Annotated in this window: 21 protein-coding genes; all 21 read right to left on the bottom strand. The window is 39.5% G+C overall.

Annotated elements, in window-relative coordinates:
- Positions 1-10: 10 nt before the first annotated feature.
- The 21 genes from Q0A08_RS11140 to Q0A08_RS11240 all read right to left on the bottom strand — a co-directional run bounded on the left by Q0A08_RS11140 (position 11) and on the right by Q0A08_RS11240 (position 21,794).
- Complete coding sequence (locus Q0A08_RS11140; protein WP_438467253.1) at positions 11-793, bottom strand: protein phosphatase CheZ; 783 nt, start codon at positions 791-793, stop codon at positions 11-13.
- A 9-nt stretch (positions 794-802) separates the two neighbouring features.
- On the bottom strand, positions 803-1,183 hold the full coding sequence (locus tag Q0A08_RS11145; RefSeq protein ID WP_438467626.1) for a chemotaxis response regulator CheY: 381 nt from the start codon (positions 1,181-1,183) through the stop codon (positions 803-805).
- Between the two features lie 54 nt (positions 1,184-1,237).
- A complete protein-coding gene (locus tag Q0A08_RS11150; RefSeq protein WP_438467627.1) occupies positions 1,238-1,972 on the bottom strand; it encodes an RNA polymerase sigma factor FliA in 735 nt (244 codons plus the stop codon).
- A 100-nt stretch (positions 1,973-2,072) separates the two neighbouring features.
- Complete coding sequence (gene flhF, locus Q0A08_RS11155; RefSeq protein ID WP_438467255.1) at positions 2,073-3,359, bottom strand: flagellar biosynthesis protein FlhF; 1,287 nt, start codon at positions 3,357-3,359, stop codon at positions 2,073-2,075.
- A 99-nt stretch (positions 3,360-3,458) separates the two neighbouring features.
- Positions 3,459-5,582, bottom strand: a complete 2,124-nt coding sequence (gene flhA, locus Q0A08_RS11160; protein ID WP_438467257.1) for a flagellar biosynthesis protein FlhA — start codon at positions 5,580-5,582, stop codon at positions 3,459-3,461.
- A gap of 51 nt (positions 5,583-5,633) precedes the next feature.
- Positions 5,634-6,776 carry a flagellar biosynthesis protein FlhB gene (gene flhB / locus Q0A08_RS11165; protein WP_438467259.1) on the bottom strand — a complete coding sequence of 381 codons (1,143 nt, stop codon included), beginning with the start codon at positions 6,774-6,776 and terminating at the stop codon, positions 5,634-5,636.
- On the bottom strand, positions 6,769-7,551 hold the full coding sequence (fliR, locus tag Q0A08_RS11170; RefSeq protein WP_438467261.1) for a flagellar biosynthetic protein FliR: 783 nt from the start codon (positions 7,549-7,551) through the stop codon (positions 6,769-6,771). Before fliR ends, flhB begins: the two co-directional genes overlap by 8 nt.
- Positions 7,551-7,820, bottom strand: coding sequence for a flagellar biosynthesis protein FliQ (fliQ, locus tag Q0A08_RS11175; protein ID WP_438467263.1), 270 nt, complete (start codon positions 7,818-7,820; stop codon positions 7,551-7,553). The genes fliR and fliQ overlap by 1 nt, the downstream gene beginning before the upstream one ends.
- Before the next feature lies 1 nt (position 7,821).
- Positions 7,822-8,571, bottom strand: coding sequence for a flagellar type III secretion system pore protein FliP (fliP, locus tag Q0A08_RS11180; RefSeq protein WP_438467265.1), 750 nt, complete (start codon positions 8,569-8,571; stop codon positions 7,822-7,824).
- Entirely contained in the window at positions 8,568-8,972 is a 405-nt protein-coding gene (gene fliO, locus Q0A08_RS11185; protein WP_438467266.1) for a flagellar biosynthetic protein FliO, read from the bottom strand. Before fliO ends, fliP begins: the two co-directional genes overlap by 4 nt.
- Positions 8,969-9,421, bottom strand: coding sequence for a flagellar motor switch protein FliN (fliN, locus tag Q0A08_RS11190; protein WP_438467268.1), 453 nt, complete (start codon positions 9,419-9,421; stop codon positions 8,969-8,971). Before fliN ends, fliO begins: the two co-directional genes overlap by 4 nt.
- Positions 9,422-9,434: 13 nt before the next feature.
- Positions 9,435-10,403: a flagellar motor switch protein FliM gene (fliM, locus tag Q0A08_RS11195; RefSeq protein ID WP_438467270.1), complete on the bottom strand. Its 969-nt coding sequence runs from the start codon at positions 10,401-10,403 to the stop codon at positions 9,435-9,437.
- A 6-nt stretch (positions 10,404-10,409) separates the two neighbouring features.
- On the bottom strand, positions 10,410-10,931 hold the full coding sequence (locus Q0A08_RS11200; protein WP_438467272.1) for a flagellar basal body-associated FliL family protein: 522 nt from the start codon (positions 10,929-10,931) through the stop codon (positions 10,410-10,412).
- 124 nt (positions 10,932-11,055) lie between these two features.
- Complete coding sequence (locus tag Q0A08_RS11205) at positions 11,056-12,966, bottom strand: flagellar hook-length control protein FliK (RefSeq protein ID WP_438467274.1); 1,911 nt, start codon at positions 12,964-12,966, stop codon at positions 11,056-11,058.
- Positions 12,967-13,020: 54 nt separating this feature from the next.
- Positions 13,021-14,721 carry a SpoIIE family protein phosphatase gene (locus Q0A08_RS11210; protein WP_438467276.1) on the bottom strand — a complete coding sequence of 567 codons (1,701 nt, stop codon included), beginning with the start codon at positions 14,719-14,721 and terminating at the stop codon, positions 13,021-13,023.
- A gap of 3 nt (positions 14,722-14,724) precedes the next feature.
- On the bottom strand, positions 14,725-15,027 hold the full coding sequence (locus tag Q0A08_RS11215) for an STAS domain-containing protein (protein WP_438467278.1): 303 nt from the start codon (positions 15,025-15,027) through the stop codon (positions 14,725-14,727).
- A gap of 165 nt (positions 15,028-15,192) precedes the next feature.
- Positions 15,193-17,160 carry a hypothetical protein gene (locus Q0A08_RS11220; RefSeq protein WP_438467280.1) on the bottom strand — a complete coding sequence of 656 codons (1,968 nt, stop codon included), beginning with the start codon at positions 17,158-17,160 and terminating at the stop codon, positions 15,193-15,195.
- A 67-nt stretch (positions 17,161-17,227) separates the two neighbouring features.
- Complete coding sequence (locus Q0A08_RS11225) at positions 17,228-19,135, bottom strand: hypothetical protein (protein WP_438467282.1); 1,908 nt, start codon at positions 19,133-19,135, stop codon at positions 17,228-17,230.
- A 35-nt stretch (positions 19,136-19,170) separates the two neighbouring features.
- Positions 19,171-19,605, bottom strand: coding sequence for a flagellar export protein FliJ (gene fliJ, locus Q0A08_RS11230; protein ID WP_438467284.1), 435 nt, complete (start codon positions 19,603-19,605; stop codon positions 19,171-19,173).
- A gap of 55 nt (positions 19,606-19,660) precedes the next feature.
- Positions 19,661-20,986, bottom strand: coding sequence for a flagellar protein export ATPase FliI (gene fliI / locus Q0A08_RS11235; protein ID WP_438467286.1), 1,326 nt, complete (start codon positions 20,984-20,986; stop codon positions 19,661-19,663).
- Positions 20,976-21,794, bottom strand: a complete 819-nt coding sequence (locus Q0A08_RS11240; protein WP_438467288.1) for a FliH/SctL family protein — start codon at positions 21,792-21,794, stop codon at positions 20,976-20,978. Before Q0A08_RS11240 ends, fliI begins: the two co-directional genes overlap by 11 nt.
- Position 21,795: the final 1 nt, after the last annotated feature.

Raw genomic sequence — 21,795 nt, forward strand, 5'->3', positions numbered from 1 at the left:
CTCAGCTCCTCTAGAAACCAAGACTGGATAGCAAGTCATCAACTTCGTCTTGGCTATTCAATACTTCAGGGTTGTTGTCACTATTGATGGCTGGACCATGACCTTTTGTGTCATCAACCTCATCTTCTACGTCTTCATGTTCCATACCAGAAATGCTATCAACACGCCCAGCAACAGCAACAAGATGAACAAGCTTTTCTTCAACATCACGGATAAGTTCTGTGACTCGAGTAATAACTTGCCCTGTTAAATCTTGATAACCTTGTTCCAAAAGAATCGCATTCAAGTTCGAATGTAAGGTTGTTGCACTTTCATCTGCTGTTTGCAGAAATACATCAATTCTTTTGTAGAGTTCACGAAATTCAGCGGGGGTTAAATCTCGCTGTATAAGGCGACCCCAATCTTTTCTTAGGTCTCTTGCTTGATTTTGTAGTTGGCTAGCAACTGGAACGCTACTATCGACCATATCCATAGTAGTGTTTGCAGCGCTGTTGGTCATATCAATGACATAGTTTAAGCGATCAGTTGCATCAGTAATTTTTGATGCGCCGTCGACTTGGTCAACGATTTGATCAACAGAATCAACTTTGAAATCTCGGATAGCATCGTGAAGGCTGCGAGTCAGGTAGCCAACTTCGTTATAGAAGTTGTTATGTCGCGCTTCACTAAGATCTTGAATAATTTTAATCGCTCCGGCAAAGTCGCCAGTTTCAATACGATTAATTAAATCTACTGCACCATCTTTCACCTGAGTCTCAAATTCACCAAGCCGTAACTTAGAATTATCAGACATTCTCAGCCCCTATTTTCCGGCATCAATTCGTTCAAAAATCTTCTCGATTTTTTCTTTTAACGCCACTGCAGTAAATGGTTTTACAACATAACCATTAACCCCTGCTTGTGCAGCGGAAATAATTTGGTCTCGCTTAGCTTCAGCAGTAACCATCAATACAGGAATCGTTTTGAGCTTCTCATCCGCTCTAACCGAACGTAGTAACTCAATCCCAGTCATACCTGGCATATTCCAATCAGTAACCAAGAAATCTATGGTTCCTGTTTGTAATATAGGTAATGCAGTTGTCCCATCATCAGCTTCAACTGTATTGGTAAATCCCAAATCCCTTAGTAAATTTTTGATGATACGCCTCATTGTTGAGAAATCATCAACGATTAGGATCTTCATGTTTTTATCCAATGCAACCTCCACAACCCAAAGGTAGTCTATCAAAGCTCATATTTAATCTCGCCAATCACTTAATCTAGCTTTAAGACGCATAGCTGCTTGACTATGTATCTGACTCACTCGCGATTCACTCACACCTAACACAGAACCAATTTCTTTAAGGTTAAGTTCATCATTGTAATACAAAGATAGAACTAACTTTTCTCGTTCTGGTAAAGAATCTATTTCTTGCGCCAATTGTTTTTGAAAACCTAAATCTTCAACAAAAGAGTATGGCGCACTATCCTCTTCATTATCTGTCTCAATATTTAACCCTTCAGAGTCAAGCAACTCTTCGAAGCTAAATAACTGAGTAGACATACTTGATTGCAACATCTCATGATATTCATTTATACCAATATCCATTGCCTGAGATATTTCAAAATCACTAGCCTCACGACCAAGCTTAGCTTCTAATTCTTTAATCGCACTCGCTATTGCTCGTCCATTTCGACGTACCGACCTAGGAGCCCAGTCACTTTTACGAACCTCATCCATTATAGAACCACGAATACGGATTCCTGCATAAGTTTCAAAACTAGCACCTTTTGTCGATTCGAAACGTTTGAACGCTTCAATCAATCCCATCATCCCCGCTTGAATTAAATCATCCAGCTCAACACTGCTTGGTAACCTTGCAAGCAGATGATAGGCAATTTTTTTAACCAAGAAACCGTATTCATCAATAATTTGATTAACTGATGGTGCCGGTTTTTGATTATAGGCATTTAGACCTGTTCTGGACTGCATAATCAAAGATGAACGTAACCTTATATTTGTTAAACCAATACTCTTGAAATAACTGTACTATATTGTTCTATAACTTACTGGTTGAAATAACATAAAGTTACTAACTACCGTATTTCAATGAGCTGTATATGTGACTATATTGCTCTGCAGTATATACTGCTCGGCTTATTATATTATGTGCCCTTGCTGGTTGAATATCATCTGGAATGCGCTGACCGTCTGCGATGTAGACGACTGGCAACCTCTCTTCAATAACAACACTAACCGCTTCACCTAGTGAAGCAGACTCATCTAACTTACTTAACACACAACCATCTAATTGCACCTGAGCATACACATCAACAACAGTTTTTAATACTTGTCTTTGACTTGTACAGGGTAACACTAGCAGTTTCTTTAGATTTGAATGAGCTCTTTTCATCATAAGCAATTGACGCTCTAGGTTTCTATCCCTCGGATTCATACCAGCAGTATCAACCAGAACAAGTGAGAAATTAGAGTATTTATCAAGCACTTCATTCAAATCTGAATATTCATTTACAACAACAACGGGCACATTTAATATACGCCCAAATGTACGAAGCTGTTCATGCGCTGCAATTCTATAGGTATCTGTGGTGACTAAAACAACACTATCCGAACCATGTTTTAACACATGTTGCGCTGCGATCTTACCTATTGTCGTTGTTTTCCCAACGCCAGTCGGTCCCATAAACGCATAGCACCCATGCATTTCAGAACCTTGCTTTTTAACTGGAATATGCTCTGCCAAGTGAGATAGCACTCGATTCCAGTCGTCTTCTCGGCCTAATAATTCAACATCATCGAGAATACCAGAAACAATACTTGACGATAAACCAAGGGAGGTCAATCTCTCTTTTACTTTTGCTTGTGCAGGATCAAGGTCATTTTTCTTTACCTCACCAAGCTTACGCTGTTGCTCAAGCAGTTCTTTTACCTTTTGCAGCTCAGCTTCCATTTCTTTCAATTGAACGCTTTCTTCAGGCTGTTTAATAGATAAAGATTCTTCAATAATAGGATCTTCATCAACCATAGAAACATATTTATTAGCAGGCACAGAGGACATTTGCCGAGCAATATCGGCTTGATTTGACTGACTAACTTCTGGTTGCTTAGCCTGCTCAATACGCTCTTGATAGCTTTGTTGTGGTGCCGATTTAGCTGCGGCAGGCGGATGTGGCTCCGATTTAGGCTGACTAGCGTAATTAGAAGGCATGCTACCGTCATAATCTAAAGCGGCAACAATTTCGATCTCTCCATTTGCAAGACGTTGATTCGACAGAATTACGGCATCAGGGCCTACAGCGTCGCGTACTTTGCGAATCGCTTGGCGCATGTCTGCTGCTCGAAACCGCCTTATCTGCATTAAAGACCTATCCTTTAAAGTTAATTTCTCTTACAAATCCATAGCTTACCCGAAAGAATTTGATAAATATAGAAAGATATCAGGGCAAGTACAGCAATTTTACTGACCAATAACGCCAACAACCGTAATTCGCTTATGATCAGGCACCTCTTGGTAAGACAAAACAGCCATGTTTATACCACCATAACGCATGAACCTCGCCAGCATAGGCCTAATAGGCGCAGATACAATAAGAATTGGTGTATTACCATTACTTTCTTGTTGCTCAGAAGACTGCCTTAACGAAGTTTGAAGCTGCTCAGCCATTGAAGGCTCTAAAATCAAAGCTTCTTCATTCTTCACTCCGGCTTGCTGACTCTGCTGCACCGTTTGCATTAACATTTTCTCCAATTCAGGATCCAATGTTAGCACTGGAATCTCATCCACTCCTTCAGCCAAAGTTTGTACAATTAAACGTGATAACGAGGTTCTCACGGCAGCCGTCAGGACCATTGGGTCTTGAGATTTAGGAACAACACCCATTACAGCTTCTGCAATAGTCCTCATATCTCGCAAAGGAACACCTTCAACTAAAAGGTTTTGCAATATTTTCAGCAACACACTTACCGGCACAGTGTTAGGTACTAACTCTTCAGCCAATTTAGGGTTATGTTGTTTTAGCAACTCTAGCAGTTGCTGCACTTCATCGTGACCAATTAACTCATGAGCATGTTTATGCATAATCTGATTAATATGGGTAGCTACCACAGTACTTACATCAACAACCGTATATCCATAGGTCTGAGCTTGATCACGCTTTTTGGGGTCTATCCATACAGCATCTAGACCAAAAGAAGGGTCTTTATCAGGAATTCCATCTAACTTACCAAACACTTGCCCTGGGTCGATTGCCAATTCTTTATCTGAATGAACCTCGGCATCAGCCAAACTAACCCCCATGAGGGTCACTCTATAAGCATTAGGTAAAAGATCTAAATTATCCCTAATATGAACACTAGGCACTAAAAAGCCTAAATCTTGAGATAACTTACGCCTTACCCCTTTAATCCTTGCTAACAACTCACCACCTTGTGACTTATCAACTAGAGGTATAAGTCGATAGCCTACTTCTAGACCTAAGATATCGACAGGCGCGACGTCATCCCAGCTTAAATCTTTTGACTCTGGTGTCTGTGGTGCATCTGAGCCATCTACTGAAGTAGTTCGCATTTTTATTTTCGCTTGGCTTTTTTGCTTTTCTCTATACTCAAAGAAGTAAGCCAGACCAGCCATCAAAGCAGCAAGTGACAAGAAAGAAAAGTGCGGCATACCAGGCACTATCCCCATAACTCCCATCACAGCTGCAGCGACATACAGCGCCTTTGAACTGGAGAACATTTGGCGAACAACCTGACTCCCCATGTCGCCAGCTTCATTAACACGAGTTACCATAATAGCAGCAGATGTTGAAAGCATTAGAGATGGAATTTGAGCCACCAAACCATCACCTATCGTCAGTAACGAATATTTTGTAATAGCATCATTAAAGGTCAAACCGTGCTGCGCCATACCGATCGCAAAACCACCTATGATATTGATACCTAATATCATTAAGCCAGCAACAGCATCACCTTTAACAAACTTGCTCGCACCATCCATCGACCCATAAAATTCAGCTTCAGACGCGATTTCTGTTCGTCTTATTTTAGCTTCATCAGGATTTATCATGCCTGCATTCAAGTCCGCATCTATTGCCATTTGCTTACCAGGCATAGCATCAAGTGTAAAGCGAGCGCTTACTTCAGATATTCGTCCAGCACCTTTTGTTATCACAGCAAAGTTAATGATCATTAAGATAGCGAAGACAACAAAACCGACAACATAGTTACCACCAACAACTACCTCACCAAACGCCTCGATCACTTTACCAGCGGCATCGCCACCCTCATGCCCATTTAAAAGAACCACTCGGGTTGAAGCCACATTCAGTGCTAAACGTAATAAGGTAGCGACCAACAAAACAGTAGGGAATACAGCAAAATCTAAAGGTCGTAAAGAATAGATAGAAACAAGTAATACAACGATAGCTAACGCAATATTAAAGGTGAAAAGTACATCCAGTAAAAACGCTGGAATTGGCAATATCATCATCGCCAAAAGGGATAAAAGCAGGAATGGCACTCCTAAGTTACCATTTGCTAACCCCTTGGCTTGGCCAAGTACCTGTTGACGATCAAACTTCAATATTAAATCCTAAAACTACACTATGTTTTTTAACAAAAAATAACAGTCAATTTAATATTCACCGTCCCAATGAAACTCCTGAGGCACATCCACATTCGGAACCCCATCGGGCGCTTTTGCACCAAACAAACGAGATTGCTTTAACTGATAGACATAAGCCAAAATTTGCGCAACTGATTGGAATAAACCTGTCGGTATTTCTTCACCAATATCAGTATGATGGTATATAGAACGCGCTAGAACAGGAGATTGTATCACAGGGATATTATGGAAGGCCCCTATCTCTCTAATTTTAAGAGCGACAAAATCGTTACCTTTTGCAAGTAGCTTTGGTGCACCCTTAGCGCCAGCCTCGTATTTCAAGGCAACAGAGAAGTGTGTTGGGTTGGTAATAATAACATCCGCACTAGGAACATCTTCCATCATTCGTCGCATTGATGCTTGACGTTGAGCTTGGCGTATCCTTGCTTTTATTTGAGGGTCACCTTCCGCATTTTTATACTCATCTTTTGTCTCTTGTTTTGTCATCTTGAGCTTATCTTTGTGCGTCCATGCCTGATAAGGCACATCGACAGCAGCAATAAGCAATACCGCTAATGAAACATAAACAAATGCCCATATTACAACATTGATAGCATGTTCTAACGCCAACTCCAGTGATTGGAATGGCACTAAAAGCATTTCTGGCAAATATATTTTGAGAACAAAAAACGCAACAATCAAAACCAGTGACACTTTTGCAATCGATTTCAATAACTCAACTAATGAGTTCAATGAAAACATACGCTTAAGACCTGAGATGGGATTCATTTTACTTAACTTAGGAATGACTGGCTCCCAAGAGAAGTTAAAACCACCAAGCGCAACACTCCCCACTATGCCTGCAATAGCCAGCACTATCATCATGACAATTAGGGAGTCCATCATAGCGATAGAAGAGTCCGACAAATGGATCACCATTTTCGAGACATCAAACATATCTGCACGACTTAAGACAAAATTAAACTCAAAGATATTAGACATATCTTGAGCTAACAGAGAGCCTGTTGCGTATAAACTAGCTGCGGCAATTAGGAGAAGTAACGCTGAACTAAGGTCTTTCGATCTAGGTAAATTACCTTTATTTCGGGCCTCGTCCAGCTTCTTACTACTGGCGTCCTCCGTTTTTTCTGCGCCATCTTCGTTTTCAGCCATCTAGCCTCAACCCCCACTTATCTTTCATCCAAGTTGTTAACTCACCAAAAAACAGTCGATAAATACCTAAAAAGTCTTCTAACATAATCCAAAAGAAGAACAAGGAAAACAGCATAATGACAGGAAACCCTAACGCAAAAATATTTAACTGAGGTGACGCTTTAGCAACAACACCAAACGATAAATTCATCACCAGTACAGCAATAGATAAAGGTAAAACCATAAGCAATGCTTTCTCAAACATCCAGCCACCCAAAAGCACTATGTCATAATAAAACTCAGAATTAAATCCTTGCCCTATTGGCCAATAGTCAAAACTCTCCACTAGATACTCAAACATGACATGATGTCCATCTGTCATAAGAAAAGCTAAACCAACCATAGTTAAATAGTACTGACCTAATGTTGCGACTGAAATACCGTTTGCAGGATCATTAGACATAGCGAAACCAAGGCCAGCCTTCATCGCTGCAAGCTGCCCAGCTAAAGAAAACACTTGAAAGAGAATACTGACAATAAAGCCAAGCACGACACCAATAAGCATTTGTTCAACAATTAAAACAACAAAATAAGGAGAAACAGGATCGTAAGGGGGAACAGCGACAACAGGTGTAACAATAATAGCAATAACAAAGGCGAAAGCGATTCGAATACGAGTACTCACAAGCTGAGTTCCAAATAGTGGCAAAGCCATCAGAAAAGCCCCTATTCGAAAAAAAGGTAATAAAAAACTTACCGTAAGCCCTAAAAGCTCATTCGGATAAATTTGCAGCATCAGCCGATAATCAGTGGAATATCAATAAATAGCTGGGTTGTGAAGTCAACTAACTTCTGCAACAGCCAAGGACCTAAATAAATGATGACAAGAATAGTAACGATAAGGCGAGGTAAGAAAGTTAAAGTCTGTTCATTGATTTGGGTAGCCGCCTGAAACACACTTACAATTAGACCCACAATTAAGCTAGGCACCATCACAGCCCCTACCATAATTACAATAAGAAGAAATGCTTGCCCATATAAGTCTAATACTACCTGCGGATCCACATCAGACTCCAAAGCTAGCGGCTAAGGTACCCATTATCATGGCCCAGCCATCAACCATTACAAACAACATAATTTTAAAAGGTAATGAAATAATAATAGGCGATAACATCATCATACCCATTGCCATCAATACACTCGCCACCACCATATCCAACACAAGGAAGGGAATAAAAATCATAAAACCAATCTGAAATGCAGTTTTAAGCTCACTCGCAACAAAAGCAGGCATTAAAATAGTAAAAGGCAGTGTCTCTAGAGACTCTATTTTCCCTTCTTTACCTGCTAGTTTTACAAACAAAGCAATATCACTTTCCCTTGTTTGAGCCAACATGAAATCACGAATAGGAACAGAAGCAGCTTCCACAGCCTGAATTGATGTCACTTCCTCTTTTAAATAAGGCTGTAGAGCAACAGCATTAATCTTATCTAAAGTCGGAGTCATAATAAAAAGCGTCAGAAAAAGCGCCATACCAACCATAATTTGATTGGAAGGTGTTTGTTGTAACCCTATTGCTTGTCGCAATATTGCCAACACCACCACAATTCGAGTAAATGCTGTCATCATTGTGAGTGCTGCAGGCAAAAGCGTCAACGCAGTCATTATGAATAAGATTTGCAAGGACACACTATAATCTTGCGTGCCATCATCATTGGTTGTGACAGTTAAAGCTGGTAACCCCACTTCTGCAAGAGCATTACCAGAAAATAAGAGAGATATCAGAGGTATTAATAAAAAGGAAAAGCGGATCATTCAGCCTCATCCTTACTCTCAGATTGGGGCTGAATATTATTAGGAATGTAGTCAGAAAAAGTTACTTTTTTTTCTGATAAAGTTTTGATTAAAGAAATAGACTGCCCAGTTACACCCAACAAGAGTTTTTGCTGCTCGACTTCAATTACCACAAGCTTTTCTTTAGCTCCAAGTGCTTGCACGTTTAAAATTTGAATCGGCGTATTACCAAATTTCCCTTGTACTTTCTGAATTTTTTTCATAGCCCATAGAGACAATGGGATTAAGACGATAACAAACACCAAAGACAACAACATCTTCCAAATAGAGGATGCTGACATCAAATCATTAATACCCGAGGCAAAAAGATAACTTGGAAGCATTAAGACTAAAAAACTAACACTAAGAGTAAAGTACTTCACTTAATACGCTTAATTCGTTCACTAGGACTTACTACATCAGTCAAGCGAATGCCGTATTTATCATTCACCACAACAACCTCTCCATGAGCAATCAAGGTACCATTTACCAATACATCCAAAGGCTCACCCGCATAACGATCCAGCTCAACGACAGATCCTTGAGTTAATTGTAATAGGTTTCGGATTGCAATCGATGTACTTCCCAATTCCATGGACAGAGTCACAGGAATGTCCATGATAAGATCCATTCCGGCGGGTGTTTCTTGTCCGCCAATTGCTGGCGTTAGCTCTTCAAGTTCAACTGGTTGAGCATCTTGCTCGGACATGGCAGCAGCCCATTCGTCCTCGACACCATCCCCGCCAGTTTCACCAGCCTCAGCCATAGCTTCAGCCCATTCATCGGCTAAACCTTCATCCATTCCTGCTTGATCTGGGGATTCTTCAGACATCTATCTAATCTCGTTACTTTGGTAGTTTATAATTTTCAACAACTTGAACTGAATACTTTTCGTTACTGACACCCAACTTACCCTTTATTGTTGGTAAACCATTCGCTTTTACAGTAATAAATTCAGGCATTTCAACAGGAATTATATCACCTGCCTTAAACTTCAACACATCTTGAATAGGCACATCAACATGAGTGACTGCCGCTGATAACTCAACTTTAAGTTCTTTTACATCCTGCTGTAAGGACCTTCCCCACCGATCATCTTTTTCATCTACATCACTCTGCACACCAGCGTCTAATAGTTCACGCACAGGCTCTATCATAGAATAGGGCAATGTAATATGCAGCTCACCACCACCGCCATCAAGTTCGATATGAAAAGTCGAAACAACAACAACCTCACTCGGACTTACAATGTTTGCCATAGCAGGGTTAACTTCAGAACTAATATAGTCTAACTCTACGGTTAAAACAGGCGCCCAAGCTTCGGTCAAATCAACAAACACTTGCTCCAACATTAGTTGAACAATACGAATTTCAGTTGGAGTAAATTCTCGCCCCTCAATCTTAGCATGCCGACCATCGCCACCAAAAAAGTTATCAACTAACTTAAATACTAATTTAGCATCAAGAATAAAAAGAGCGGTACTTCTTAAGGGTCTGAATTTAACCAAATTCAAACTGGTTGGAACATAAAGAGTGTGAACGTACTCACCAAACTTCATAATTTGCAAACCTCCCGAAGACACATCCGCAGTTCTTCGAAGAAGATTAAACAAACTAATACGAGTATAACGAGCAAAACGTTCGTTAATCATCTCAAGCGTTGGCATTCGGCCACGAACAATTCGTTCTTGGCTAGTTATATCATAGGAGGCCACACCCCCTTCATTCGAATTATCTTCTTCTTCGGGTTTCTCATCTGCACCATGTAAGAGAGCATCAATCTCGTCTTGGGATAATAAATCTTGAGCAGACATATATACTTACTGCATCACAAAGTTAGTGAACAAAACATCTTCAATACCAGCAGCACCTGTCTCTTGCTGCAAAATAGTATTAATTGACTCGACAGCGGCTGACTTAAGCGCCAACTTACCTTCTGTTGACTGTAGCTCGCTAAAGACCTGACTAGAAAACAATAAAACAAGACTATTTCGAATTAGTGGCATGTGTATTTTGATTGCATCAATTTGACCTTGGTCGCGAGACTTAACGGTTAGGTTTAATTGTAAATATCTCTGCTTACCCTCCACAATAAAGTCCACAACAAATGCTGGGTCAAGTTTCAAATAAATTGCTGGACCCGTTGCATCTGCTCCAACATCTTGACTAGTCTCTGCACTATCTGCTGCTACATCGTCTTCACTACTATCACTTAATAAAAAGAAAGCTGCACCACCACCTATAGCTAATACAAGAACAGCAGCTACGATAATGATAATCAATTTACCTTTGCCGCCTTTAGCACCTTCTTCAGCAGTTACATCTAAATCTTCATCAGCCATGCAATTCCCTTAATTTTTCATTAAAAAGTGTTGTATTATCATATTGATACAATACAAACATTACTATCAGTCATTCTACTAGGTTTTGATGCCAGTACCATAGCTTTTAGGTAATCTTGCTATATCAAGCGTAAAAATCGACTTTAGAACGTGACACTCTTGCTTCATTCGTCATTAATGCAGAGTCAACCTCTTCAGACTCAAGCTCATTCTGAGCAAATTGATTATTAGTTTCCTCATCTGATTGATGAGAACCAGAACCCTGCTGAGAGACATTGACATCCACTTCTGTCAACTCTACCCCCTGCTGCGCCATCATTTCACGTAACCTTTGCACCTGACCTTCAAGCAAATCTTTCACTTGAGTCGATGCTGCTACAAAGCTCACAGTCGCAACATCAGAATCAACAGACACTTTAACCGTTAAACTCCCTAACTCTGGGGGGTCCAAATGAATCTCTGCCTGCTGTATTCCTTGCTTATTCATCCACATCATTTTCTCACCCATCTCAAAAGACCAATTAGGGTGATTTGGAGGAACTTGCATTGTCATATTTGCAGGATTACTCGTATTGGTTACAGTAGCAGCTAACCCTAATTTCACATCTGTCGCAGCAGTTTGCGTCGTATTAATCGCACTTGTAGATAGACTATCGCCAAGTCCAGAACGAGTCATACTGGAGCTATCTAGTTGTCGGCCTAATTCAGGTTCAATCTTATTTAAATTACTTCCCTTAACTTCCGCTTCAACTAATAATTCAGATTCTGGACCTACTTCTAATAATCCAGATTCAGCAGCTACCAAACCAAGTGACAAAGGGGCTGTTTGTTTTGCTAACGAATCTGTACTTTGTGGTAAGACAGAGTTAATTGTACTCACCGACGATTGAGGCTTAATTGACTCAGGCATCAAACCAACATCAGCTGTTGCCTGCTTTTCACCTGACATTTGCTGCATAATCCAATCAAGATTGGCATTTTTTTCTAATTCTGGCGTAATCACTTCAGCATTTGAGGCCGCTAACTTATTGCTTACTGAAGCAGCTTGGGATTCGCTTTCACGTGATAATGTCTCAGTCCCTAGAAGAGCTAAACCAGCAGTAACATCAACTGAGCCCACGTCTGATGCAACAGTTTGAATGACTATATCCTTGCTCTCAATCTCATTAACACTTACTAACTCACTACTCATCATTTCAGAAGAGTCTCTCTGAAGTGATGACCTAGTGTCTAATAAAGGATCTGTAGTAATAGCCCCCACCTTAAGGCTAGCTTTTTCATTACTCGCTAAAGAAGTGGTATCAACAGAAGCCTGCTCAATACTATTTAAACTGGCAAGATTTACCCCCTGACTTTGCAAAGAGTTGCCGCCTAAGCCTGAAGTAACTTCCTGACTATTTAATTCACCTACTCCAACTTGAGGCTCAGAAATTGAGACATTACCCAACCCCTTTTGAGCCGTAACTAACTCTGAAGAAGCGGCTGAACCAGCTAACCCACTAGACATTAGAGTAGTATCAACACTTTCAACCTCTTCAGCAGCACTAGCGGATAGCTCGTTAGATAATCCATCAACACTTGGTTCACCAATTTCACTAGGTTTAGTATCAAGTTCTGAGACCTGGGAGGCAGTATTTTGTGACATGACAGGTAAGGCTGGAGATAAAACACCATCAGATAGCATGCCTTGTGTACCAGATGACGCTTCTCCAGTTAAGTTAGATATATTTTCTTGCTCTATTGCAACTAGGCCAGTATCTAACTTATTCAAATCAGAATTTATAGCTGAGCTATCCCCGTCAATAGTCGGAGTAGTGTCTCCTGAAACAACCACTTTTGCAGCCACAGCGTCACTACTAACGGAAGCATCCGTAATAGGCACAACTTGAGAAGAAGTGTCAGAAGAGAGCTCACCGCTCACCTGTTGAAAAACACTATCGAAAGAATCGGTGGAAGTTGAAGTTTCGCCTCCAACACTTGAAGAATTGACGTTAGATTTTGGTGAAATTAAAGATAAATTTGAATTTGCTAACATAGAGCCCTCCGATTCACAGATAACCTATGCAAATCAAGGGCCAATTAAAAACAGCTATTTATCCCATTGATACTGAATACCGACTTGATTACCCTTTTCAGAGAATGTAATTGATTTACAAAGCTGACCAAGTAAAGGTAAGCCTCGATTATAAAGCTCATCAGAATCCTCCAACTTTAAACCAACTTTAGAGGTATCAAAACCATCACCACTATCCTCAAGCTCAATACTCAGCAAACCACCAACTTCATCCGAAGAAATAGAGACTTTAATCCTAATAAAACCTGTCTCAAGCGTACTTAAACGTGTTTCACGCTCCATATAATAAAGAACAAAGCCGTCATTAGTCGCTTTCAGCTTTGAGTTTAATTGCAGTACGCCATGTTCTAAAGCATTAGAGTAAAGTTCAGACAACATCATAAACACCTGCCCTGAGTAACGCTTAAGCCCGGAGACCGTCATGATAATTTGTAAAATATAAGGTAAAGGGTCTGTATTCTTTAGTGAATCTGCATTTAAGGTATATTCAAAAGAAAAATCAGATGGCATATCAAGATCTGCAACCTTATCCTGATTAGACTCCTGCTCAACACCTATCGCATCATGTAAATCTATTTTTAAACAAGAAATATCATCATGAGAAGAATCTAACACTCCCTCGGTTTCAAGCTTACGCCTTAACCAAGGCATGATATCCCCGACTTCAACCCGCCCCTCAACTAAGGAGTTAAGTTGATATTCAGAGAACATCAATCCTTTCGAATCAATTGCTTCATAAATACCATCAGACCAAGCTAAAAACGAGTCACCGTTTTCAAAGCTTACAATTTCTGTTGAATAGGTAAACTCAGATTCAGCAACTATGCCCAGTGGTAAATTATGGGAAACTAAAGGTTGCGGCTTCTTTTGCCTCTGAGAGAAGAAAAGCGCATCGGGCAAGCCACCATTCCAAACTTCCAGCGTTTTATCCGTAATATTTATATCAACAAATAAAGCGCTACAAAACATATCTGCTGGCAAAATTGCTTTGAGTCTACGATTAATCTCAGGCACTATTTGCCTCATCAAGAAACCTTTTCGGGTCCACTCAAAGAAGATATCAGCTAAAGGTAAAGCCCCAATTGCCGCTGACAAACCATGCCCTGTAAAATCTCCTATAAGAAGGTGCATCCCTCCATTTGGTTTATAAGCAGCTAAAATCACATCACCATTAAATAAATGATGACCATAGTAAAATGTATTTAAACAGGGATCTGAAAGGCAATTGGAGTGAGTTATATTTTCATAAACAACTTTAGCGACTTCTTGTTCATGAATGAGCTGCTCATTATAAGAAGAAAGCTTATCTCTTTGAGACTCAAGTGTTTTCTGCAAAGACAGAATACGAATAATGGCATCTAATTTAGCCGCAATTAACACCAAGTTAAATGGCTTAGAAATAAAGTCGCTACCACCCACTTTAAGACAGTTTACTAATGAGGATGTATCAGACAGGCCGGATAAAAAAACAATTGGAATAAAGCGACCACGACTCATCTCTTGAATTTTTATTGCAGCCTCAAGACCATCACATTCAGGCATTACAACATCAAGACAAACCAATTGAGTTGATTCAGGGTCAAACTTTTCAATTGCCTCTAACCCATCTTCTGCTACTTCAACATTATGCCCAAGACCACTAAGCATAGCTTTTAGTAACAACCTATCAGATGGGTTATCGTCAGCAATTAATATATTAAGAGAAACTAAAGACATGGATTAATGCAGCGAAAACAACCTATCAAAATTAGCAATACGAAGGATTTTTTCTACTGCATCATTACAATGACTCAAGACAATTTCGCCTTGGTCTCCACCAGCATAATCCCTAAGAAGCAAAAGCATACCTAAAGCCGAACTATCTACATAAGTGACTTTTGTCATATCAAGTTCAAACTTACAATTACTTTCTACCGAGCTGTAAGCATCTTTAAACGCCTTATGACAACTAAAATCAAACCGTCCTTCAATTTGAATTATTAAGGCATGTTTTTTTTCATCGTATTGTGTCTGCATGATCATACAACTAAATCCTATAAAGTCTTCATGAAGTAATGACAACTTCATCTTTAATAATTTGCCTTCCTTGACACTTAAAGCAAATTGGAAAATAAGAGAATTGAATAACAAATTTTATCTTGTTACCAGATAAAGTTTCTCGCCATTACATTTAAGTACATTAACAAACTAAGGCTTACTCTTTTCTATTAAACGTTCCAATACATCGCCTAAACTGAAAACATCTTTCATCATATTTTCAGAATGCGAAGTTAACTCATCTTCCTGATTATTCAAACTAAACTCCTGTATCGCATTTTTTGCTTTAATCGATCTTTCCTGACAAGACTCTATGTCACTTTCTAATATAGCTAAACTTTCTTTCTCTTGCGCTAATGAATCTTGTAACATTTGTGAAACCGTGTCTATGTCATGACTTAAATCGACGGCAATACTTTGCAAAGCATCTACTTCAATCTCACTTTCATCTTTATTGACTATGGCATTCAGCACAGCCACTTTCACCTCTGACATACAATCAGAGCTATCCTGTAAGGCAGTAACACTTGCCTCAATACCCTTATGTACAATCGTTAAACTTTGGTTCAAATTCTCATAGCCTAGTAATAAATTAGACTCCAACCCCTGCAAAGAATCGGTATTCTTTTTCCCTAATTGAGAAGCAAAGAAAATGCTATTTTCAACTTTTTGTCTCAATTCAAAAACAGCACCCTGTATCGGTTCAAAATCGAGTACATCTTTAGCTTCAAACACATCATCTGGCTCCTCTTCAGTAAGCTCAGAGGCTTGCTTAGCTAAATTAGCATTAGCATCAGCCAAAGATTCAGACAACATAATAACGAGTTCGCCAACCTCCTTTAATGAGGTAATCTTTTGCTTCTCCTCAGCTACTGTCATTCCATCAAAAAGGTTAACAAGACTTGTCACCGATAAGCGTATTTTTTCCAACTGAGCCGCCAAAGCAGCCACTTTCGACTCTTCTCTCATCACTCTAACGGGAGCATTCCAAACATCATTCGACATTAAGGAAACAAGCTTAGTCACCGCTTCATATTCCAATTCATCTGACACAGGAGTGAAGGTTAATAAATAACCTATTAAACGTCCTTCTTCAAAGATTTCTTCTTCATTAAATGTATAAGCCAAACCATTAAAACGAAATAACGGTGGTAAACTCTCACTTCCTTTCGTCTCTGAAATTTTAATGTCAACTAACTCAAGTGAAGGCTCTTCAAAGTCGCATAAGCTTGATTCTATTTCAGCCTGATATTCAGACCATACCAATTCAAATAGCTGATTACAGAATACATAGCGTCTATCACTATTCAGAGCCAAGCATGGCTCCTGAATATTTTGGAAATAATGTTCCAATAAACTTTTATCTCGCTCAACCACATGAGCATGGACTAAGTTGGACTCTTTAAGCTGTTGCAAGTGAAAAAAGATATCCCTAAATTCATCATTATGGTGCCAATCTGGTGAATAAGAGTATTGCTTATGGTGAAACTTCTTAACCAGGTTAAGCACACTCTCCAAACCAACCGAAAGCCTTTTTCTCATAAGTGCGTATGTGAAGAGCAAACCCAAGAGAGTTATCAAGGTAAAAGCAATCACTAAATTCTGAAACAGCTGAAAGTTAACAAGGTATTCTTGCTTCTTTAAGAGCTTAAATTCATGTAGAACAGACCTTGCTAGAATAAGACTCTCCTGAAACCTATCTATTATCAGCATCTTTTGTTGCACATCTTTAACGATTAAAAGCTGCTCTAAGTCCAATTCAATTACAGGAAAGTTATCAATTTCTTGATAAATACGAATCATCTCTTCAAGTTCAGCAGCAACTCTAGCCTGCAACACTTGCTCTTTATTTGATAGCTCTTCAACGCTCTCAGTATCATGTGGAATGATATTAGTTGAATAAATAAATAACTCTAAGGCCTCCAACTGTAACTCATTTAACTGCTCAAGCATCAAATCAACACGTTGCTCTGCTAGCATTGATTTATTATTTTCTTCAGAAATAAAGAAAAAACCACCAGATACAACGAGACAAATCCACAGCATCAGGACAAGCACAGAGCGCGTTAAAAATGTCACTACATTATTACGTCGGGCATTTAAATTAATTTCTGTCATCTAACGTCCTGAAACCAAGGTTTAAACATAAAATCTAATCATATAAAAAACACTTATTAAAGAGAAACTATCCAAAGCTATTAGAATCAATTACATATAATAAGTTAGCATCATAATTTGGCGAAGTTAGAGCAAACTCTGCAAAATATGCTCTTTTAATACCTTCTACTTCTTGCAGTAACTCTCTAGTATCCGTTTCGTAATAAATTGAACTAACACAGACGCAGATACTCTTATCTTGCCAAGCTAGCAACACTAAAGATGAAACAGCTCTCTTTTCTAACTCTAAATAGGGGTAACACACACCTTCAAGTTTAACTAAAGGAAGAGTACTTCCCGGCAAATTTATGACATTTTCAAATAATACAGGTAAATGCTTTTCAACTATATCGGCATGTATAAAACAACGAATGCCATTAATCAAAGCAAGCCAGCCACCACCCTTAATATCAACATCATCCTGCCTTAATACTAGGTTTACACCATTTTCATCATAGGCACATGGATTTATCTCTGGCACCACATTTGTACCATCCACGCACCAAAGCATATTCGTTTTAGCATCAACACCTTTAGAGAGAACCTTATAAGCATGTCGCTTAAGCTCTAAATCGGTTACTAATATGCCATAAATATGCTCAACACCTTCAATTAAAACGACTCTAGCATCTAACTCAGACAGCCCTATATTTTTAGGTGCAATAAATACATCAACGACACCTATATTCTCAAAAGTCATTTCAACAAAGGAAAAATTATCACAGGACCCAAGGTCTATAACGTCATAAATCTGTATTGAATGTATTTTATGATCTGGAACACAAATAGTTTCATTAGCAAACTTCATTTGCCAAACTGGGTGCTCTAACACATCCAAGTCAGTTGATACGGATAAATAACCACCGCCAAGAGCATTAGCATCTCCCGCATACTCACACTCAAATGAGCTATCCTCTACTTTGAGTGAAAGTAGAGTTGAACCTGAATAGTCATTCACGCTTAAATAACATTTTGGAGAATCACTACTAGAAATAGCTTTAATAACTGGAGGCAAGCTTTGTTGCAGTTTACTGAAAGCATTCAAACTAATGCATAAATCATTTTGGCTTTCTTTAGTTTCCACTAGCGCTTTTAAACCATTTGAAAGCTGCTCAGCCGCCTGTTTAAGCGTTAAAGACTGAGAACTAATATAGAACTTCTCCAAATCTTTATAATAATTAGAGTATTTAAACCTTTTCTTTTCACGCCAATCCAACAACTCATTGGCATGGCGAAGACCTCTGAATAACGGCGTAAGATTAAGAGAAGAAACTACTGCGGCATTTTGTTTGACACCCCATGCAAACTTAGTAAAGTTATGAGTCATCCAAGCAAGAGATTGTGATGTCTTAACGCCTAATACCAAAGAAGTTGAGGCTCCACTTAACGCGAGCTTAGCATCGTTATTTAGTACTTCTTCCTGCTTAAAATTTAAGCCGCCTTCAAAGTAATAAACACCTACTCTAGAAAATCTTTCAATAAAATCAATCAGATCATCTAACCAATAGTCATTATCTTGATCTACTTGTGACTCATAAACATTCATTTCTAAGCTTGAGTTAGCTTCGAGCTTACCGTTCAGCCACTCAACCTTGTTAAACATTAAAGAGATTTGATGCGTTTTTATAGCCAAATTAGGCTCATAGGATAAGTAGAAATCTTGTTCTAAAATAAGTTGTCGAGCGAGGTCTATGAATTCCAGCAGCAAATCGCGAAACTTGAAATTAAACGGGGAAAACGCTTGCTGTAAGCTAATAACCAAACGTAAATATGAACTCAACAATTCATCTAGTGACATTAATTCAAGTTGCTTAGACGCATTAACACTTAGCCAATCTAGACCTTCCCTAATATCAATCAAGCTTTCAACAGGGGAGAGATCATAGGAAAGACTATAGCTTTCTAATTCATAAAGGCGATAACTGAGTTTACTCAACAGCACTTCCATGATGACAATTTAAGGTACTAAATCTAATAACCAGACTTCATAAACCTAAGCATGGCAAATTCATCACTCTGCCTTTGCTCTTGCTTATCTTCTGCTTTTTGTTCTTGTTTAGCATGCTTATCTCTTACAATATCCATACTCTTAGTTTTAGCTCTTGCTGCTAACCATTGCTGCTGAGCTTGATTAGCTTGATGTTCAGACTGAGAAATAGCCCCTTTTTGCTGCTGTACAGCTTGCTCTAAACGGGTGACAAAGTGCTGATAATTAGTAACCAAGTATGGGCTCAAACCCAATAAGTTACGTTCAGATTCATATTGAGAGGCGTATTCTTGCAATTGCTCTAACTTCTGCTTTTCTTGCTCAACCTTAGCTTTCTGTCGAGCTAACAGGCGGGCAACCGTATCTTCTTTTTTCTGAGATAGCTCAACTAATTTCTGAATACGCAGAGACCGCTTCATCACATCTTCCAATAAACAGGTTAACAAACATAATGCCCATTATAGCTTAAAAGGTCTAGGTCATTGCTTTAACTAGGGCTTCCAAGCTTGCATCTATATTATATTGCTCGCCTAGCCCTTGTTGTAAGAAAGCTTTTATCTCAGGCATTAACGCAATAGCTTGATCGGTATCTGGATCAGCACCTTTAGCATAAGCACCAACCGATATTAAATCTTGATTTTGTTGGTACTTAGAATATAGCTGCTTCACTCTAAGCGCTCCTTTTAAATGAGCATCACTAACAATGTGAGGCATCGCCCTTGAGATTGAGGCTTCGATATCAATCGCAGGATAATGCCCCTCCTCAGCAAGACGACGGGATAATACAAAGTGACCATCTAGAATCGCTCTAGAAGCGTCAGCTATAGGGTCTTGTTGGTCATCACCCTCAGTGAGCACAGTATAAAAAGCCGTAATAGAACCACCACCGACAGCACCATTCCCCGCTCTTTCCACTAACTGAGGAATTTTAGAAAACACAGAAGGCGGATACCCCTTAGTCGCAGGCGGCTCCCCCACAGATAAAGCAATTTCCCTCTGAGCTTGGGCATATCGGGTTAACGAATCCATGAGAAGTAAAACATTCTTACCCTGATCACGGTAGTATTCAGCAATTCGGGTTGTTAAGGTAGCAGCCCTTAATCGCATTAATGCAGAATCGTCAGCAGGTGAAGCAATCACCACCGATCGAGCAAGCCCTTCAGATCCAAGGATCTGCTCAATAAATTCTTTAACCTCTCGTCCCCGCTCACCGATTAAGCCTACTATTGTTATGTCGGCCTCAGTGAAGCGAGTCATCATACCTAGCAGCATACTTTTACCGACACCACTACCAGCAAATAAGCCTAGTCTTTGCCCTTTACCTACAGTCAAAAGACTATTGATAGACTTAATACCGACATCAAGAGGCTCAGTAATAGGCTTGCGTTGAAGAGGGTTAATAATGTCACCCTGCATACCAATTCTATGCTGAGCTTTAATTGGGCCTTTTCCATCTAGAGGATAGCCCAAACCATTAACGACTCGCCCAAGCAGTTCAGGGCCAACCATCATCATACCTTCACCTGACAAAGGCTTCACACGTGCACCAGGAGCAATACCGTTAATGGCTTCAGTTGGCATTAAGTAAGTTAAGTTACCAGTAAAACCAACTACTTCAGACTCGACCCATTTATTTTGTCTAACTTGAACTGAACACCTATCCCCTAAAGCAACCTTGCAACCAACCGCTTCCATTGTCAGACCGACCATACGAGTCACTTTCCCTTCAAGTACTGGGTTAAGGTGCTCTGTGGAGAATTGTTTTAACTTATTAAGGCGGGAGATTAGATCAGATTCCATCAGAATCTGGCTCAGGATGAGGCTGAAGTTTCGCAAGATCGGCTAAAATCAATTCGACTTTATGCTCAATACTCGCATCAACAAATGCACCTTTAGAGTCCAATATAAACCCACCAGGCAACAAGTTTTCGTCTTTTTCAACCTTAATATCAACTCTTTCAAATACTGAGAAGGTATGTATCAAATCAGCACTATCAGGATGTAAACGAATTCTCAAAGGTTGCTCTAACTCTTCAAGCTCTCGGCTTAAAAATGCCACCTGGGATGATAAAAGTTCTCCTGAGACATCCGTTAATTGGGATTGAGTAATACTCTGAACCATATTAGCAACTGTTTGGTAAAGAATCGATTCGACTTGATCCTTGCAAGACTTAATAGGGCTGCTTAAATCTTCGCACAACTGGCTAAGCAGCGTTTCTACTTGTGCCAATTTTGCAGTAGCATCTTCTACAGATTGAACAAAACCTTTTTCATAACCTTCTTCGTAACCCTTTTCAAGTCCAGCCGAATGCCCCTCTTCATGACCTTGCGCTTCACCTTTTTCAAAACCAGTTTGATGACCCTCTTCAAGCCCTTCAACATAGCCTTCATCATAAGCGGCAAGACGTATTTCTTCTAATTGAGAAGCCGTTAGAGGCTCATAGACTAAAGAGTCCTCATCAATTTCTTCGACGATGACAGCTTCATTTTTGCGGATTAATAATGAGGTACCTGTGTCTTCTTTCGGAGCGACGTCCTCCAAATGAGGCAGCTCCCAACGCTCATAAGCGGTTAACTTACGCTCATTTCCTTTTGCACTTTCAGACATA

It is taken from the genome of Marinomonas sp. PE14-40 (genome assembly GCF_051623805.1).
Taxonomy (GTDB): Bacteria; Pseudomonadota; Gammaproteobacteria; order Pseudomonadales; family Marinomonadaceae; genus Marinomonas.

Coding starts and splice junctions, on each gene's coding strand:
- Q0A08_RS11140 (WP_438467253.1), bottom strand. CDS start 793: ATGTCTGATAATTCTAAGTTACGGCTTGGTGAATTTGAGACTCAGGTG.
- Q0A08_RS11145 (WP_438467626.1), bottom strand. CDS start 1,183: ATGAAGATCCTAATCGTTGATGATTTCTCAACAATGAGGCGTATCATC.
- Q0A08_RS11150 (WP_438467627.1), bottom strand. CDS start 1,972: ATGCAGTCCAGAACAGGTCTAAATGCCTATAATCAAAAACCGGCACCA.
- flhF (WP_438467255.1), bottom strand. CDS start 3,359: ATGCAGATAAGGCGGTTTCGAGCAGCAGACATGCGCCAAGCGATTCGC.
- flhB (WP_438467259.1), bottom strand. CDS start 6,776: ATGGCTGAAAACGAAGATGGCGCAGAAAAAACGGAGGACGCCAGTAGT.
- fliR (WP_438467261.1), bottom strand. CDS start 7,551: ATGCTGCAAATTTATCCGAATGAGCTTTTAGGGCTTACGGTAAGTTTT.
- fliP (WP_438467265.1), bottom strand. CDS start 8,571: ATGATCCGCTTTTCCTTTTTATTAATACCTCTGATATCTCTCTTATTT.
- fliN (WP_438467268.1), bottom strand. CDS start 9,421: ATGTCTGAAGAATCCCCAGATCAAGCAGGAATGGATGAAGGTTTAGCC.
- fliM (WP_438467270.1), bottom strand. CDS start 10,403: ATGTCTGCTCAAGATTTATTATCCCAAGACGAGATTGATGCTCTCTTA.
- Q0A08_RS11200 (WP_438467272.1), bottom strand. CDS start 10,931: ATGGCTGATGAAGATTTAGATGTAACTGCTGAAGAAGGTGCTAAAGGC.
- Q0A08_RS11205 (WP_438467274.1), bottom strand. CDS start 12,966: ATGTTAGCAAATTCAAATTTATCTTTAATTTCACCAAAATCTAACGTC.
- Q0A08_RS11210 (WP_438467276.1), bottom strand. CDS start 14,721: ATGTCTTTAGTTTCTCTTAATATATTAATTGCTGACGATAACCCATCT.
- Q0A08_RS11215 (WP_438467278.1), bottom strand. CDS start 15,027: ATGATCATGCAGACACAATACGATGAAAAAAAACATGCCTTAATAATT.
- Q0A08_RS11220 (WP_438467280.1), bottom strand. CDS start 17,160: ATGACAGAAATTAATTTAAATGCCCGACGTAATAATGTAGTGACATTT.
- fliJ (WP_438467284.1), bottom strand. CDS start 19,605: ATGAAGCGGTCTCTGCGTATTCAGAAATTAGTTGAGCTATCTCAGAAA.
- fliI (WP_438467286.1), bottom strand. CDS start 20,986: ATGGAATCTGATCTAATCTCCCGCCTTAATAAGTTAAAACAATTCTCC.
- Q0A08_RS11240 (WP_438467288.1), bottom strand. CDS start 21,794: ATGTCTGAAAGTGCAAAAGGAAATGAGCGTAAGTTAACCGCTTATGAG.